The following is a 15,080-nucleotide window of genomic DNA, read 5'->3' on the forward strand; positions in this document are numbered from 1 at the left end:
AGGTGGGTTCCCCTCAGGTGGAATTCTATCTCCTTACGTTCCATGGAGAAGGTGTAGCTACTACCTTAAGTCTGATATCATCCATCTTGTTGGAGATCCCGGATTTGTAATGTAGGTTGAATTTATAGGCTACGCGTACATCTCAGGATTCCTAATTAGATTATATCATACTTCAGGCCATTTACAACAAACCTCTCAACAAATTAACTTAATATTCTGCCAAGTTCTTTGTCCCCCATGGAGTAACGGCATTTATCAGAGGCTCAGCTCTTCAAGCACTGTTTCAAAATCAACATCAAGGTCATCCTTCAGAAACATCAGGATGACTTCTATTGTACCATAGTCTTCCGGGTCGATATCGTAGGTAATGAACTGCCCGTCTATGTTCTCGTCTTCGATTATTTCCTCAACTATGTCGCCGATATTGTCAACGGCAAGGTCTGTGAGAAACGGGAACATATGGTCAAAGTAGTATTCGTCGCTCTCCTCTTCGGCCTCTTCCTTTGCAAAGCTTGCCGCGGATGCCAGCTCCTCGTCGTCAAAATCATAGAATGCCCTGACAACAAGGACACCCTCTTCGTCCTTTAGTGTCTCTATGTCGCTAAGTCCCTTGTCCTCCATCATGGAGATGATATCCTTCTTTTCCATTATTCCACCTCACCGTATAAAAGATTCTTGTATTCCTTCTTTACCTTCAGGAACTCCACGTCATCCTCGACCGCATTGAGCTCCTCCTTGCCTTCAGAATCCTTGTCCACCCTGAATACGAACTCATCTTCGCTGTTCTCGTCAAGGGGGGCAAGTACGAGGTACTCCTGTTCTTCCACATATACCCTCGCCACGGCTTCAAGCTCCACCACGTTGCCATCTTCATCCTTGAACTTCATTATCTCACGTTCCAAAGTGCACCCCCTGCATCTTTTTTTTGTCTGATTAAATAATAACACCTAAGTGAGAATGCTTCAACGAACATCTAAGAAAGAAATCCAATTAAATCCTATCTGCACTTTTCCAGAACCCTGGCGAGGAACCTGTCAGCAAACTCATCTGCCTGCATGTACTCCTCGAGAGATGCCACGAACTTGAACCGAAACCCCTCAACCGGACTCATCTTGAGACCTGAAAGCCTTTCAGTCAGAAGCTGCACACCCTCTCCTGTCCAGCCATAGGACCCGAAGGCTCCGCAGACCTTTCCCTTGTTCGTTATGGCTGAAGCGTGTCCAAGAAGCTCCCAGGCTGGCAGGACGGCATCCCTGTTGATCGTGGGTGACCCAACAAGGAACGCCTTTGATTCCTCCAGTCTCCTCGATGCTTCTTCTATCCCTATTTCTGTAATGTCATTCACATGGACAGTCTCACCCTTTGACCTGAGCCTTTCTGCGATATGGTTAGCCACATCCGCTGTGTTGCCATATGCGGATACGTAAAGTATCTCAATGTCCTGCTGGTAGTTTTCAGGAAAGGCAGCCCACTCCCTGTACTTTTCCAAGTAGAAGCCTATATCCTCTGTGTGCACCGGCCCATGGCTTACGCATACCATGTCAAATTCATAGTCCTCAAGCCTGTCCAGCGCCTTGTTCACGAAGCCCTTGAACGGTCCCATTATGACATCAAAGTAGTACTTCATCTCTTCAAGGTAGCTTCCTGCGTCATCAGCAGACTGGGCTTCCTCTTCTGCATAGTGACAACCGAGGAAATCACAGGTGAACATTGTCTTCATTTCCCTTGCATATGCGAATATGGTATCCGGCCAGTGGAGGTTGGGGGCAGATATGAATTCAAGGCTTAAGTCCTTTCCAAGGGGGAGTACACTCTTGTCCCTGGCATCTATCCAGCTGAACTCCCTGTTCAGAATGTCCTTCAGGTAATTCATTGCAGCCCTGGAGGATACTACCTGTGCATCGGGATAATCATCCAGAAGGCTTCCAATCGTCCCCGAATGGTCACATTCCGTATGGAGCGTCACTATATAGTCTACCTTCCTGTCACCGATGACAGATACAATATTTCCCCTGAATTCCGGATAGAACGGATTCTTCACGTTGTCCACGACAGCGACCTTGTCCTCTCCAACCAGCAGGTAGGAGTTATAGGTCGTTCCCTTCTTAGTCTCCATGATGATGTCAAATACCTTGAGCTCAGGGTTTTCCACGCCAATCCAGTATAGATTTTCCTTTAAAAGCTTTGCAGCCATCATAATCACCTCATATCAATTTTTAACAATTATATTGTATCAAATTTATGTTTGCTTTGCACTACTTTTTTATAATGATTATAAATTTGTTTCAATGACATTTGTGTGCAAACACTTTTCATTTGTGCATTCCTGCAAAAACATACAAGCAAGGTATTGGAAAATGATGATGATTAAGATGCTGCGAAACTATTGAATGCCATGTGCCAGAAATTGTATTATAGTATAGTTAGGAAGCACAGGAGGATTAAAATGAAGAATAAAGCAGTCATTCTTGGCTCAAATTACTATATAGGCCTGTCAATAATAAGATGTCTAGGCAAAGAAGGAATCTATACCGTTTCAATGGATTATTCAACTGAAAACACGTACGGTGCAAAATCCAAATATCTCAAGGAGCAGCTGATCGTCCCCCATTACAGGAAGGAGGAGGAAAGGCTTGTGAGGTATATGGTGGAATACTCGAAGAAGCAGGACAGAAAGCCTGTGCTGTTTCCAAGCGGTGACCCATATGTCGAATTCATCGACAAGAATTTTGATATCCTCAAGGAGCACTACCTGTTTCCAATGGACAGGAAGGGCAAATGGACAGACGCACTGATGAAGGATTCACTTGAGAAGCTGGCAATTAAATACGGGATGCCGGTGCCTGAAAGCGTCCAGCTGGATGATCCCGATATTGTAGAAAAGGTCGATAAAACCATCGGCTATCCATGCATTCTCAAACCTACAGAATCAACGCAGTTCGTCGCAAAGTTCAGGGTCAAGAACTTCCTTCTGAAGGGCAGTAACGACCTTAAAAAATACAGGGACACCATCATGGAAGCAGGCATGGGCGGCGTGGTCCAGAGGATCATCCCGGGCTTCGACGACCATATGTATACATACGACGCTTACCTTGACAAACATTCTGACGTTACCCACTGGATGACATGCCAGAAGCACAGGCAGTTTCCGATAAACTTCGGTGCTTCAGTATATACCGAGCAGAGGCTGGTTCCCGAGCTCCATGAAATGAGCAGGAAATTCTTCAAGGACATTGAATACAGAGGCTTCGGCGAGATAGAGTACAAGAAGGATTCGAAGACAGGAAAGTACTACCTTATCGAGATAAACGCAAGGACAACCAACCTTAACAGCCTGCTCTACAAGGCCGGCGTTAACTTTCCCCTTCTTGCCTACAGGGAAATGATTGGAGAGACTATCCTTCATGACAGGAAGACCTATGACAGCGGAATCTACTTCAGATATCTTTACGAAGACCTTCTTGCCATGAGGGAATATGCAAGGGCCGGACAGCTTTCAAAGTCAGGAATGGCTCTCTCGCTGCTTAAGAGAAAGGCTCCTGCCATCCTTGAGCTTGGTGACCCCATGCCTGGAATTGCATTCCTCAGGATGGTTTACGGCAAGGTCCGGAAGAAGAGCTGAAACAGACGCCCAGAGTACAACAGTATCATATTGCCACAATGAACAGAAAGGGCAGCATGCTGATTTGCATGCTGCCCTTTCTTTATTATGCTGTTTCCTGCGATTTCTGGATTATGTCCTTGACCTTCATGAGCCTTGTAATCGTACTTCTCTCATTCTCGTCAAGCTTCATCCTGATGAACTTGATGGTCTCCTTCAGTTCAGGTATAGTCCTGTATTCCAGTGCGTTTACCCTTCTTCTGGTCTTCTCGATCTCGTCGGCCATCAACTGGCAGGATTTCTCCACCTCTGCAAGCTCAAGGAGCTTTGGCATTATGGAGTAGAGCTTTGAAATGGCGTCGTCAAGCTCAGAGGAGGTCTGGGCGAATCCGTAAGGATATATGCTGCCCTCATCGCCTTCGAGCTTCCTTATGAAATTCATCACAGGAACGTTGACGCTCATTATGTTCTTTTTCTTGATGTCCACTGTTATGCTTTCCTTAGGGAAAGCGACAGCTTCCTGAAGGAACTCCGGAGACATTATGGCACTTGCTACCAGAAATTCCTTGAAGGATTTCTGGAGTTCCGTTTCCACCTCGACTCTCAGGGCCTTGTTTCGCCTGATCATCTCGATGAACCTTCTCATGAGCTCATCCTGCTTGTCCTTGAGGAGCTTGTGGCCTCTGGAAGCGGTGGACAGCCTAACCTTGAGCTTTGTGAGCTCCATTCGGGTAGGGTTCACATTGAGCTTAGCCATGGCTATTCAACTCCTTTGGTCTCTTGGGGCATGTACTTCTCAATGTACTCGTCCCTTATCCTCTTCAGCTCATTTCTTGGAAGTATAGTCAGAAGCTCCCATCCAAGTTCAAGCGTATCCTTTATTTCCCTGTTGTTGTCATAGCCCTGGCTGACATATCTCTTCTCAAATGCATCTGCGAAATCCGCGAATGCCTTGTCAGTCTCAGACAGTGCTGATTCACCAAGTATTACCGCCAGCTCCTTGGCTTCTTTACCGGTCGCATATGCTGCGAAGAGCTGATTCATTGTATCGGCATGGTCTTCCCTGGTCTTGTTCTTTCCGATACCCTTGTCCTTCAGCCTTGAAAGCGAAGGCAGAACATCTATCGGAGGCTGGATTCCCTTCTTGTACAGGTCTCTTGAGAGGATTATCTGTCCCTCGGTTATATATCCTGTAAGGTCAGGGATTGGATGAGTCTTGTCGTCCTCAGGCATGGTAAGTATCGGGATCTGAGTTATGGATCCGCTTCTTCCCTTTATCCTGCCGGCTCTTTCATATATCGTTGAAAGGTCGGTATACAGATATCCGGGATATCCTCTTCTTCCTGGTACTTCCTTCCTGGCAGCTGATGTCTCTCTGAGGGCCTCAGCATAGTTGGTAAGGTCAGTAAGTATTACAAGTACATGCATGCCCTTTTCGAAGGCAAGGTACTCTGCGCATGTAAGCGCCATTCTTGGTGTTGCTATTCTCTCTATGGCCGGGTCGTCAGCAAGGTTCATGAAAAGCACTGCCCTGTCTATAGCTCCGGTCTTGTTGAAGTCATCCTTGAAGAATTGTGCCTCTTCAAAGGTTATACCCATTGCCGCGAATACAACGGCGAACTTGTCGCCCTTGCCAAGAACTCTCGCCTGCCTTGCAATCTGAGCTGCAAGTTCTGCATGCGGAAGTCCTGATCCTGAGAATATGGGCAGCTTCTGTCCTCTGACCAACGTGTTCAGTCCGTCAATTGCTGATATTCCTGTCTGTATGAACTCTGAAGGGTAGTCCCTTGATACAGGGTTTATAGGGACTCCGTTGATGTCGAGCCTCTTCTCCGGTATGATCTTGGGTCCGCCGTCTTTTGGCCTTCCAAGCCCGTCGAATATTCTTCCTATCATGTCCTCAGAAACTCCAAGTTCAAGCGGCTTGCCAAGGAACCTGACCTTTGTGTCCCTCAGGTTGATTCCTGATGAACCTTCGAATAGCTGTACCATGGCCTTGTCCCCGTTGACCTCAAGGACTCTTCCTCTTCTCTTCTCACCGGTCTGGAGTTCGATCTCCACCAGTTCCTCGTACTTAATTCCTTCAACTCCGTCGACAACCATAAGCGGTCCGACGACTTCGCGGACGGTCCTGTACTCTTTAAGCATTAAGGATTCCTCCTTCCTCTATGAGGTCGTCCACGGCTTTGACAAGCTCCTTCATAACCTCGTTGATTTTTGATATTTCGCTCTCTGGCAGGTACTTCATTCTTGCGATCCTGTCCCTGACCTTCAGCTTGATTATGTCGTTAAGGTATATGCCGTTGTCCAGAGCCCTCTTTCCTTCGTCATAGAAGGCAAGCGCGCACTTCAGCATGAGGTTCTGCTTTTCCAGCGAGCTGTATGTATCCACTTCGTGGAACGCATTCTGCTGAAGGTAGTCCTCTCTGATTGACTTTGCGGCTTCCAGCTTGAGCTGGTCGCCCTCGGAAAGTGAGTCCCTTCCGACAAGCCTTACTATTTCCTGGAGTCCTGATTCTTCCTGAAGAAGAGCCATTGCCTTTGCCCTGTTTGAGGCGAAGGTGTTCTCAACATTGGCGTCCATCCATTTGTCTACCTTGGTCTGATATAGCGAGTAGGAATTCATCCAGTTGATCGCAGGGAAGTGCCTTCTGTACGCGAGGTTCGCATCCAGTCCCCAGAATACCTTGACGATTCTTAAGGTCGCCTGCGATACAGGTTCGGAGATGTCTCCACCAGGAGGTGATACCGCACCTATTACTGTTATCGCTCCCTGTCTTCCGTCAGATCCAAGGCATACTACCTTTCCTGACCTCTCATAGAAGTCGGCGGCTCTGGATCCCAGGTAAGCCGGATATCCTTCATCGCCAGGCATCTCTTCAAGTCTTCCGGACATTTCCCTCAGGGCCTCAGCCCATCTGGAGGTTGAGTCAGCCATTATGGCTACGGAGTATCCCATGTCCCTGAAATATTCCGCTATTGTTATGCCTGTGTATATTGAGGCCTCTCTGGCCGCAACAGGCATGTTGGATGTGTTGGCTATGAGGACAGTCCTCTTCATGAGTGATTCTCCGGTCTTAGGGTCCTTTATCTCAGGGAACTCCATAAGAACGTCAGTCATCTCGTTTCCACGCTCTCCGCAGCCAACATATACTACTATCTCTGAATCTGCCCATTTTGCCAATTGATGCTGAACAACCGTCTTTCCTGAACCGAAAGGTCCCGGAACCGCAGCTGTACCGCCCTTTGCAACCGGGAAGAATGTGTCTATGACCCTCTGTCCCGTAACAAGAGGCGCATCAGGATTTAGCTTGTGGTCATAAGGCCTTCCGCGCCTTACAGGCCACTTCTGGATCATGTTGATTTCAGTTCCGTCCTCAAGGGTGCAAACAGTGTCTGCAACAGTGAAGTCTCCTTCAGCTATCGTCTTGACGACACCTGAAATTCCCTTTGGCACCATTATCCTGTGCTCTATTATCGATGTTTCCTGAACTGTTCCGATGATGTCACCCTGAGAAATGCTGTCTCCAGCCTTTACCTTGGGGACAAAATGCCAAACCCTTTCCCTGTCAAGGGCGGGTACCTCGACTCCCTTTACAAGGAAGTCCCCCACCAGCTCTCTAATAGAGGTCAGAGGTCTCTGGATGCCGTCAAACATGGACTCAAGAAGTCCTGGTCCCAGCTCGACCGAAAGAGGGTTGCCTGTCGTATAGACCGGCTCTCCTGGTCCGATGCCTGTAGTTTCCTCGTATACCTGTATGGAGGCTCTGTCGCCTCTCATTTCTATTATCTCTCCGATGAGCTTATTGTCTGAAACCTTGACAACGTCATAGACGTTGGCGTCATCCATACCCTCGGCAACAACCAAGGGACCGGATACTTTGATTATCTTTCCTACTTTCAATCTAAGCTCCCCTTCTACAAAATATTTGAACCAACGGCTTTTTCAACATTTGCGTTGATCCTTCTGAGGCCTATGGAAAGGGATCCCTGGTTGCTCGGTATGAGTATAACCGCAGGAACTATCTCCTTGTTGTATCTTTCAACGGTCTCTGGGATCAGCTCAGCCATCTGCTCAGTGATGAAGATGATACCGTACTTCCTTGCTGCCAGGGTATCAACTGCCTTTCTTGCCTCGTCCTTGTCCAAAACGGGAAATACATCGATTCCAAGCGCCTTGAAGGCAAGTATGGAATCCTTGTCGCCCACAACTCCTATCTTATACATAAAGCTCACGCAGCCTTTCCCTGATTGATTCAGGTGAGATCTTGTTAAGCTTCGACACCATTATGATCCTCAGTGCCTTCATCTCGGCCTCTTTGGCGGCGAGGTAGGAGAATACCGGCTCCGGTCCGAAGACTATGGACTTGGACTGCAGATTCAGCTTCATGAGGTAGTTGTCCAGGATCCTTTCGAATTCTGAAAGCCTCATGGTCTTCTGATAGGACTCCAGTCCCTTCCTAAGCTCGTCGCTTATCTTGTAGCCCTTGAATTTTGACATCATGGTCTCCAATGAGTCGGAAAGGGAAAGAAGTATGTCCCCGCGTGGAATGGTGCCACCCTCGATTATAGCTTCCTCAAGGAACTTAATGTCCTTTTCAAGCTTCTTTACCCTCACAAGCGTCTTTACGTTTGTAAAGTCTATGATCGTCCTGACATAATCTGTGAAAAGCGGTATTCCCGACTCGTCTGCGACTGCAGACAGGTGTGCAAAATAATGCCTGTCCAGTATCATGTCTGTCCTCTGAGGGTCTCCTGTAGCTTCCATGTCCTTTGATGCCTCAATGAGGGCATCCCTAAGCCTCGGCTCCACATCCCTAAGGTCTCCAGCCGCATAGGCTGCCTTGATCTTCTGGATGTCCCTGCCTCCAAGATTAACGTACATTTCCTTGAAATCAGCCTTCATGGCTGTCTCCTTGACGAGAACCTTGAGGTTATGGTAGTCATACTTAAGTGAAAGTATCTCTACTACCGACTTCTCGGTTGTCATCTCACCAACGAGCTTATATACCCTTTTGAGCTCCTGCGAGAGAATCCTCTCGTAATCCTCGCCCCTTGTGACACCGGCCATGGAGGACTGGTATTCAGTTTCAGCCAGTATCTTCAGAGCCTCGTCTATATCCCTTGCATCGACCATCCTCTCTATCCTTGCCTTGGTAAGGAGTCTGGTCTCCAGGACTCTGGTCCTGGTAACAGCCTGGGCGAAATCCATTCTGTTCATAAGTACCTCCTATTCCTTGAAAAGAGCGGAGGCTACATCTGCTTCGAGCTCGTCCCTGAGAAAGTCAACCAGATCAGAGAAGGTGTAGTTAAGAAGTACTCCCTTGTCCTTGACAAGGAATCCTGAGGCCGAGTTCTCTTCGTCAGAGACCTTGAATCCCAGGTTCAGAGCCTTAACCTTTTCCTTCATGCTGCTGGTCACGATGAGAGTCTCAGTACCCTTGAGGCTGAGACCTGCCAAAGTATCCTTCAGATACCTGACATAGTCTTCATCTCCGAGCTCCACCAGGCTTTTCTTCGCAAGGTCAAAGACCCTGTCGATTATTCCCTGCTTTGCCTTCAGGCTCTCGTTCCTTACTTTGAGCTCTCCGTTGGAGATTACCCTTTCTTTCAAGAGGTTGGCTTCGAAGGCTGCCTTTTCTATGATCCTGTTCTTCCTGTCGTTCGCTTCCTTGATCTTCGAATCAACAAGATCTTCCTTGACCTTGACTGAATCATCGAGGATGGCCTGGGCTTTTTCCCTGGCGTCCGCGAGGATCTTCTCGGTCAGATTATCCAGATTTGACATTCCCTCACATCCTTCCTATATTTTCTCTGCAGCTTTCAGGCTAAGCCTAGAAAGTCACCGCGTTGAGAAGTATTAGGGATATGACGAATGAAAGAAGTGCATATGTCTCAACCATTACGGCGTATATTATACCCTTTGTGGAGTGTTCTTCATTCTTTGCAAGTATTGCAAGTCCTGCAGCCGCTGTTCTACCCTGTGCAATAGCTGATATCCAGCCTACAAGTCCTACAGGAAGGCATGCCATGAATATGTACATTCCCTGCTGAAGAGTAAGGCCTGCATCAAGCTGTCCGAGCGCCATAAGTCCTATAACGAATCCATAGAGGCCCTGGGTACCTGGAAGAAGCTGAAGTACAAGGGATTTACCGAACTTCTGAGGCTCTTCTACTATAAGTCCTGTAGCTGCCTCACCAACAAGGCCAACACCTTTAGCTGAACCGAAACCTGAGAATATTACCGCGCAGGCTATACCGAGTATTGCAAAAACAACGCCACCATTATCAATCAAGAACTGTGAAAAAGTCATTTACATTTCCTCCTAACTACTTTAAATTGATGTATTTTGAAGCATTTTGAAATAAATTGAAGGGCTTTCCGCCACCTGAGTAGAATTTTCCGAAGAATTCAACATAGGTAAGCCTTGATGTATGGACGTATGCGCCAAGAAGGCTCAGGAATATGTTGAATGCCTGTCCGCCCACGAACAGCACAACTCCGAAGAGTATGCCAATTATTCCCATTCCTGAAAGCATCCCTATCATCATGTTTATCGCTGATGCTATGAAGCCTCCTGAAAGTCCGAGCGCCATTAGCCTTGAATAGGATACGAAATCCCCTACATAGCTTGATATTCCGTAAAGGCTGTAAAGTCCGCCTGCGGCTTTGCCGACCACTGTGTTAGCTGATCTTCCACCTGTAACAACTATTCCGCCCATTCCGATAATCATGACAACCATTGAGATGGTCTTGACTGCGGGTGGAAGGTCAAGGAACATTGGAAGCAGGAAGCCTATGGCTCCGATAAGGGCCATATACCAGAAGCCTGCATCGAACAGGGCCCCGATCGGGTCTCCAGCCCTGACATAAAGGAAAGCCTTTACACCAAGGGCAAAGAATACATGGACAAGACCGAATATGATTGACATTATCAGTATCATCATGTAATCCTTGGCAGGATCAATGAGTCCTGGTATCTTTATTATCCCTCCGAAGAAGGATCCGTAGATGGCACCCCAGAATATGGTTGGTATGCTCAGATAGAAGAAGAACCTTATGAACTTCTCGGTACTTTCCGATAGGTTCGCAATCTTTAGGATTACTGCTGTTCCTACAAGCAATATCAAACCATAGCCCACATCCGCCACCATCATTCCAAAGAAGAACAGGTAGAACGGTGCAAGAAGAGGTGTCGGGTCAATTTCATTGTACTGCGGCAGCGCATACATCGCTGTAAGCGACTCAAATGTCTGGTTAAGCTTGTTGTTCTTAAGAAGTATTGGTATGTCACCTTCATCGGTAGCTTCCTTGACATCCAGATAGTAGGCGTTCTTCTGGGACGCCTCCACGGCCTTCCTGAAGTCACCGGCCATTTCCGTAGGGATATAGCCTCTGATCACATTAACGCTGTCTGTCCTTAGGAAATTTTCCGAAGCATGGAGCCTTACCTTCTTGTTCATCAGGTACTCGTAGTATACTTCAAGGTCAGGCAGATGAACTGCCATTTCCTTTATCTCAGCCTTTATGGCATCCCTTTCCGACTTCAGGGCACTGAGCCTCTCGGCTATCTTGTGCATTTCCTTGTCGGGCTCCTCTTCACCAGATATCTTGATGCTTGAGAAGCTGTTGTTCCTGAGTACCTCATTGACTGCATCCTTCTCTTCCTTTGATGAGATTGCAAGAAGATAGGATTCGTCCTTGCCTTCGCTTATCACCTCATAATAGGTGTAGTCGAAAGGCAAAAGTTCATTCATCAGCTTATCCTTCAGTTTCTTCGGGACTGTTCCTGTGAAAACTTCACTCTGGCTAAAGCCTTTCATCGAACTTACCGGATACCCGAGTGTCACCCAGGGCTTCAGTTCGTCGGATGCAGCGTTCAGCCTCATCTCCTCCTGGTTCAGGCTCTCGACCTTTCCCATCCTGTCCTTCAGACTTTCGTAAACAGGCTTGTAATCATATGCACCTGCTGTTTCTTCAAGTCCTTCAAGTGTGAAGTTCGTCTTGCCTTTGATCATCGCCTTTAATCCGGTCTCCCTCGAGTCATTCTTCGACAGTATCTCGAGTGCGTACTTTATGTTAGCGATGTCCTGGTCCACTTCAGTTATTCCCTCGGGAACGATTACGTCACGCAATCCCTCTCCCTTAAGAACCTCATCATTGGCCAGGTCAGAAAAGTGCACATATCCGAACTTCTGCAGTTCATGTAGGAGGTCGTCCCTTTCAGAATCGAAGGCAAACAAGCTGAAGGAGCTCATTTTAACTATCGCCATTTGTCTTCACGATCCTCTCGATAATGATGTTCACCGCATCCTTTAGCTTGTCATCGCCGAGCGATGCGATATCTTTTGCAGCCTGCAGGCCTTTTTCAATAGCCGGCTTTGCAATTGCCTCCCCCTCTCTGACAGCAGAGGCCTTCAATTCTTCAGCTTGCTTTTCAGCCTTTTCGAGGATTTCTCTATATGACCTCTCTGCCGAAATTTCAGCTTCTCGTTTTGAATCTCTAGCCTTCTGTCCAGCTTCGAGCAGTATGTCCTTCGCTCTTTCTTCTGCTGCTTTTACAGCTTCGATCGCTTCTTTCGCCACTTTCTCACCACCTTTATAAAAGAATAAGTACCACTTAATATGATTTAAATTACCGCATAGACATTATCTTATACCATGTCCGTCCGATTTTCAATTGTTATTGTTGTAACAATGTGATAATTTTACCGTACGTTCGACCCTTCTCGAACAATATGGCAACAGGACCCTGATTTCTTTCGTTTTTTGACAAGTGCGAAACAACATCATTTTCAAACCATTCTACGTGTCCCTCTATTCCTCCTTCCCTTTTAAGCCTTCTCCTGACTTCATTTGTATCTTTATCAATCCTTTCCAGAAAATCAGGAATGCCCTGCCTTCTGTTCCAGAGGAGAAAGTCATACTTTACAAGGTCCCTCATGAGCCCAGGCTCGAATCCGTCTTTTCTCTCCAGCTCCCTGATCGAATACATGAGGAATATCCTGTAGTAGTCATCAGATGATGGTGAACGGACCCTGTACCCTTCGCTGTCAAGCGCTTTGCCCAGACCTTCAAAGAAGAGAAGCGGATTCTCATGGAAGCCTATGGCATATTTCAAAGAATTTTCGAATTTGCCCGTATTATGATATTTTTCAAGAGACTTCTCAGCGGACTTCAGCCGCTCCATATCAGTTCTGCCCATTGTTCCGGTGCTTATGACCTGATAAGGTGGGAAGGGGCTGTAAATGATATTCCACCTTTTCGTTTCCCTCTCCATGGGGGTTCCCTTTATTATCTTCAGGAATCCCAGCTGCAGAACATCCGGACCTAAGGAATATATCTCATTGAAGCTTCTGTTGAAGGATTCCATGTCATCCATGGGGAGTCCTGCAATCAGGTCAAGATGATGGTGGATATTTCCAAGGGAAAGGATTTTCTTAAGACCTTCCTTTGACCCTGATGAAAATCTACTTATCATCCTCAGCACATTTTCATCTGTACTCTGCACACCGGTTTCAAACTGCATCCTTCCGGGAGGAGAATCCTTCAGCACCCCCATCTGCAGGTCATCAACCATTGACGGTGACATCTCGAAATGGAAGACCGCATTGGTTTTTAGGCCTATTATCCTCCTGAATATCTCTGCCGCATCAGGATGCGCATTAAAGGTCCTGTCCATGAACTTCACAAGCTTTGCCCCAAGGCCCAGGAGCTTCTCAACATCTGACATCACATCATCAGCTGACCTGAACCTCAGGTCCTTTTCAGCAGACGACAGGCAGTAGGAGCAGCTGTAGGGGCATCCTCTGGATGCCTCGATGCAGGCGATCCTGTCTTTAAGGTCTTCATCCATAGAATATGGGAATGGAAGCCTGGAAAGGTCCATTTTGCTTCTTGCTGGAAACCTTACAGGAATTCCATTACGCATGGCTGCAAGACCTCTGATTACATCATTGTCTTCGAGGCTGAAGAAACCAGTGGCCTCCATGTTCAATATGCATTTTTCAATCAGCTCACGGTAAGTCTCCTCACCTTCACCTGTTATGATATAGTCCCCGGAAAGTCTCAGAAGGCTTTCCTCAGCATTCCAGCTCACCTCGGGTCCTCCGAAAAGAAGCCTGATATCCGGCCTCCCAATCCTTAGAAGTCGGGAGAGCCTTTCTACAGTATCCACATTCCATATATATGTGGATAAGCCCACAATTTGAGGCTCGTCGTCCAGTATGTCGTCAAGCATGTCCATAAGGGGGCTTTGTATGGTATATTCCCTTATCATGCAATCATAATTCAAGTCCTTCGTGAATTCCTTCATGTACCTCAGCGCTATGTTGGTATGAATGAATCTGGAGTCTATGGATACAAGGACAACCTTCGGCCTATTTCGCATAGTACAGCTCGTAGAAGTCAAGGAGCAGACCTGCGGTTGTCCTCTGCGCCTCGGCAAGCAGCCTTGTGGACAGTTCATAATAGAGCCTGTCCCTGTCTTCTTCCCTTCTGAACTCCTCTACCGCCATATTCGCTGACTTCGCATTTTCCCTGATGTATTCATCGAAGTCACTGAATCGTTTTACCCCGTCAGTTACGGAATAATCTATCTCCTCGAATATCTTGTTCTTTATCCAGGTCTCATAGGACTTGTGGCTGTCGAGCAGCTTGTTGTTGACATGCTGAGGTACCGTCATGTCCTGGGAAAGGTGACACACCGCCCCCAGGTAGAACACCGACTTATGGGTGTTGCTCCTGCTCAAATAGAAAAGACTCTTGTCCCTGTATTTCTTTGCCTCGCTGAGCGCATCCGAAAACCCGTACAACCCCTTTTGCATCTTGTTATGATAGAAGTGGTTTATCGACTTGAAATCCTGGTCAGCCCAAGTAGCCCCTTCGTTAAGGGGCTTTATGAATGCCTTATAGAAATGGGCCGCATCAATGTGCCCTTCATTCTCGAGTATCTGGACAGCCTGTATGTTAATGAACCTGTGCACCATGCACGGGGTCTTGAAAGCCATTTTCTTCAGTGGATTGGCCGCTACCATGACGCCGGTGAGGACCTTTCCATATGTGTATTCGACAGCGCCCTTGGGCTTCTTGTCTATCGCACCCTCCATCTGGGATCAGCTCCTTGATGTTAATGATTACATTATACTCCTTTGCGGAGTTTTTTTTGCAAATCTTGCGTCAATTCACCGTATATGCGCTCATTTATTGAACAATCAATAATAATACCGTTTACAATTTCAAAATCATCAATTTATTAAAATATATATTCTCTATTCGATAAGTTATGGCTCTTAAGCATGCCATATTGCGAAAAATCGATCTCGCCAAAGCCCCTTGTGAGCACATTCTCCACTTGGTGGTACAATGAAACTAATACCATCAAGGAGCATTCCTGTAATGAAAAAACCTGAACTTTGAAAAAGGAGACCCATAGCAATACAATGAAAGTGTGCTGATCCAGGACAAGAAAGGCACAAA

General features: G+C 46.9%; 15 protein-coding genes. 1 reads left to right on the forward strand and 14 read right to left on the reverse strand.

The genetic code is table 11. The annotated features are described in order from the left end of the window. Window positions 1-255 precede the first annotated feature (255 nt). The 3 genes from J2Z34_RS04545 to J2Z34_RS04555 all read right to left on the reverse strand — a co-directional run bounded on the left by J2Z34_RS04545 (window position 256) and on the right by J2Z34_RS04555 (window position 2,194). Window positions 256-648, reverse strand: a complete 393-nt coding sequence (locus tag J2Z34_RS04545) for a hypothetical protein (RefSeq protein WP_209458677.1) — start codon at window positions 646-648, stop codon at window positions 256-258. Continuing rightward, window positions 648-887 (reverse strand): DUF1292 domain-containing protein, encoded by a 240-nt coding sequence (locus J2Z34_RS04550; protein WP_209458697.1) that lies wholly within the window; start codon window positions 885-887, stop codon window positions 648-650. Before J2Z34_RS04550 ends, J2Z34_RS04545 begins: the two co-directional genes overlap by 1 nt. 110 nt (window positions 888-997) lie before the next feature. After that, window positions 998-2,194: an FprA family A-type flavoprotein gene (locus J2Z34_RS04555; protein WP_209458698.1), complete on the reverse strand. Its 1,197-nt coding sequence runs from the start codon at window positions 2,192-2,194 to the stop codon at window positions 998-1,000. 252 nt (window positions 2,195-2,446) lie between these two features. On the opposite strand from J2Z34_RS04555, the gene J2Z34_RS04560 reads away from it, so the two are divergent. Continuing rightward, the gene (locus J2Z34_RS04560) at window positions 2,447-3,622 is read left to right on the forward strand and encodes a carboxylate--amine ligase (protein ID WP_209458678.1); all 1,176 of its coding nucleotides are present in this window, start codon (window positions 2,447-2,449) and stop codon (window positions 3,620-3,622) included. 85 nt (window positions 3,623-3,707) lie between these two features. Here the strand turns inward: J2Z34_RS04560 and J2Z34_RS04565 are convergent, their stop codons facing one another. The 11 genes from J2Z34_RS04565 to J2Z34_RS04615 all read right to left on the reverse strand — a co-directional run bounded on the left by J2Z34_RS04565 (window position 3,708) and on the right by J2Z34_RS04615 (window position 14,710). Next, entirely contained in the window at window positions 3,708-4,358 is a 651-nt protein-coding gene (locus J2Z34_RS04565; RefSeq protein WP_209458679.1) for a V-type ATP synthase subunit D, read from the reverse strand. A 2-nt stretch (window positions 4,359-4,360) separates the two neighbouring features. After that, a complete protein-coding gene (locus tag J2Z34_RS04570) occupies window positions 4,361-5,749 on the reverse strand; it encodes a V-type ATP synthase subunit B (protein ID WP_209458680.1) in 1,389 nt (462 codons plus the stop codon). Continuing rightward, window positions 5,742-7,505, reverse strand: coding sequence for a V-type ATP synthase subunit A (locus tag J2Z34_RS04575; RefSeq protein WP_209458681.1), 1,764 nt, complete (start codon window positions 7,503-7,505; stop codon window positions 5,742-5,744). Before J2Z34_RS04575 ends, J2Z34_RS04570 begins: the two co-directional genes overlap by 8 nt. A 14-nt stretch (window positions 7,506-7,519) precedes the next feature. Further along, a complete protein-coding gene (locus tag J2Z34_RS04580; RefSeq protein ID WP_209458682.1) occupies window positions 7,520-7,828 on the reverse strand; it encodes a V-type ATP synthase subunit F in 309 nt (102 codons plus the stop codon). Continuing rightward, window positions 7,821-8,822, reverse strand: a complete 1,002-nt coding sequence (locus J2Z34_RS04585) for a V-type ATP synthase subunit C (RefSeq protein WP_209458683.1) — start codon at window positions 8,820-8,822, stop codon at window positions 7,821-7,823. The genes J2Z34_RS04580 and J2Z34_RS04585 overlap by 8 nt, the downstream gene beginning before the upstream one ends. Window positions 8,823-8,831: 9 nt before the next feature. Next, window positions 8,832-9,389 (reverse strand): V-type ATP synthase subunit E, encoded by a 558-nt coding sequence (locus tag J2Z34_RS04590; RefSeq protein ID WP_209458684.1) that lies wholly within the window; start codon window positions 9,387-9,389, stop codon window positions 8,832-8,834. A 46-nt stretch (window positions 9,390-9,435) separates the two neighbouring features. Then, a complete protein-coding gene (locus J2Z34_RS04595) occupies window positions 9,436-9,915 on the reverse strand; it encodes a V-type ATP synthase subunit K (RefSeq protein WP_209458685.1) in 480 nt (159 codons plus the stop codon). Window positions 9,916-9,931: 16 nt separating this feature from the next. Beyond that, a complete protein-coding gene (locus tag J2Z34_RS04600) occupies window positions 9,932-11,875 on the reverse strand; it encodes a V-type ATP synthase subunit I (protein ID WP_209458686.1) in 1,944 nt (647 codons plus the stop codon). Beyond that, on the reverse strand, window positions 11,862-12,188 hold the full coding sequence (locus tag J2Z34_RS04605) for an ATPase (RefSeq protein ID WP_209458687.1): 327 nt from the start codon (window positions 12,186-12,188) through the stop codon (window positions 11,862-11,864). The genes J2Z34_RS04600 and J2Z34_RS04605 overlap by 14 nt, the downstream gene beginning before the upstream one ends. Before the next feature lie 97 nt (window positions 12,189-12,285). Beyond that, window positions 12,286-13,992 carry a B12-binding domain-containing radical SAM protein gene (locus J2Z34_RS04610; RefSeq protein ID WP_209458688.1) on the reverse strand — a complete coding sequence of 569 codons (1,707 nt, stop codon included), beginning with the start codon at window positions 13,990-13,992 and terminating at the stop codon, window positions 12,286-12,288. After that, the gene (locus tag J2Z34_RS04615) at window positions 13,982-14,710 is read right to left on the reverse strand and encodes a zinc dependent phospholipase C family protein (protein WP_209458689.1); all 729 of its coding nucleotides are present in this window, start codon (window positions 14,708-14,710) and stop codon (window positions 13,982-13,984) included. The genes J2Z34_RS04610 and J2Z34_RS04615 overlap by 11 nt, the downstream gene beginning before the upstream one ends. Window positions 14,711-15,080: the final 370 nt, after the last annotated feature.

Origin of the sequence: Youngiibacter multivorans (assembly GCF_017873395.1) — a bacterium.
GTDB lineage: Bacteria > Bacillota > Clostridia > Clostridiales > Clostridiaceae > Youngiibacter > Youngiibacter multivorans.

Bases quoted from the DNA above. Each gene is read 5' to 3' on its own strand.
- J2Z34_RS04545 (WP_209458677.1), bottom strand. From the start codon at position 648: ATGGAAAAGAAGGATATCATCTCCATGATGGAGGACAAGGGACTTAGC.
- J2Z34_RS04550 (WP_209458697.1), bottom strand. From the start codon at position 887: ATGAAGTTCAAGGATGAAGATGGCAACGTGGTGGAGCTTGAAGCCGTG.
- J2Z34_RS04555 (WP_209458698.1), bottom strand. From the start codon at position 2,194: ATGGCTGCAAAGCTTTTAAAGGAAAATCTATACTGGATTGGCGTGGAA.
- J2Z34_RS04560 (WP_209458678.1), top strand. From the start codon at position 2,447: ATGAAGAATAAAGCAGTCATTCTTGGCTCAAATTACTATATAGGCCTG.
- J2Z34_RS04565 (WP_209458679.1), bottom strand. From the start codon at position 4,358: ATGGCTAAGCTCAATGTGAACCCTACCCGAATGGAGCTCACAAAGCTC.
- J2Z34_RS04570 (WP_209458680.1), bottom strand. From the start codon at position 5,749: ATGCTTAAAGAGTACAGGACCGTCCGCGAAGTCGTCGGACCGCTTATG.
- J2Z34_RS04580 (WP_209458682.1), bottom strand. From the start codon at position 7,828: ATGTATAAGATAGGAGTTGTGGGCGACAAGGATTCCATACTTGCCTTC.
- J2Z34_RS04585 (WP_209458683.1), bottom strand. From the start codon at position 8,822: ATGAACAGAATGGATTTCGCCCAGGCTGTTACCAGGACCAGAGTCCTG.
- J2Z34_RS04590 (WP_209458684.1), bottom strand. From the start codon at position 9,389: ATGTCAAATCTGGATAATCTGACCGAGAAGATCCTCGCGGACGCCAGG.
- J2Z34_RS04595 (WP_209458685.1), bottom strand. From the start codon at position 9,915: ATGACTTTTTCACAGTTCTTGATTGATAATGGTGGCGTTGTTTTTGCA.
- J2Z34_RS04600 (WP_209458686.1), bottom strand. From the start codon at position 11,875: ATGGCGATAGTTAAAATGAGCTCCTTCAGCTTGTTTGCCTTCGATTCT.
- J2Z34_RS04610 (WP_209458688.1), bottom strand. From the start codon at position 13,992: ATGCGAAATAGGCCGAAGGTTGTCCTTGTATCCATAGACTCCAGATTC.
- J2Z34_RS04615 (WP_209458689.1), bottom strand. From the start codon at position 14,710: ATGGAGGGTGCGATAGACAAGAAGCCCAAGGGCGCTGTCGAATACACA.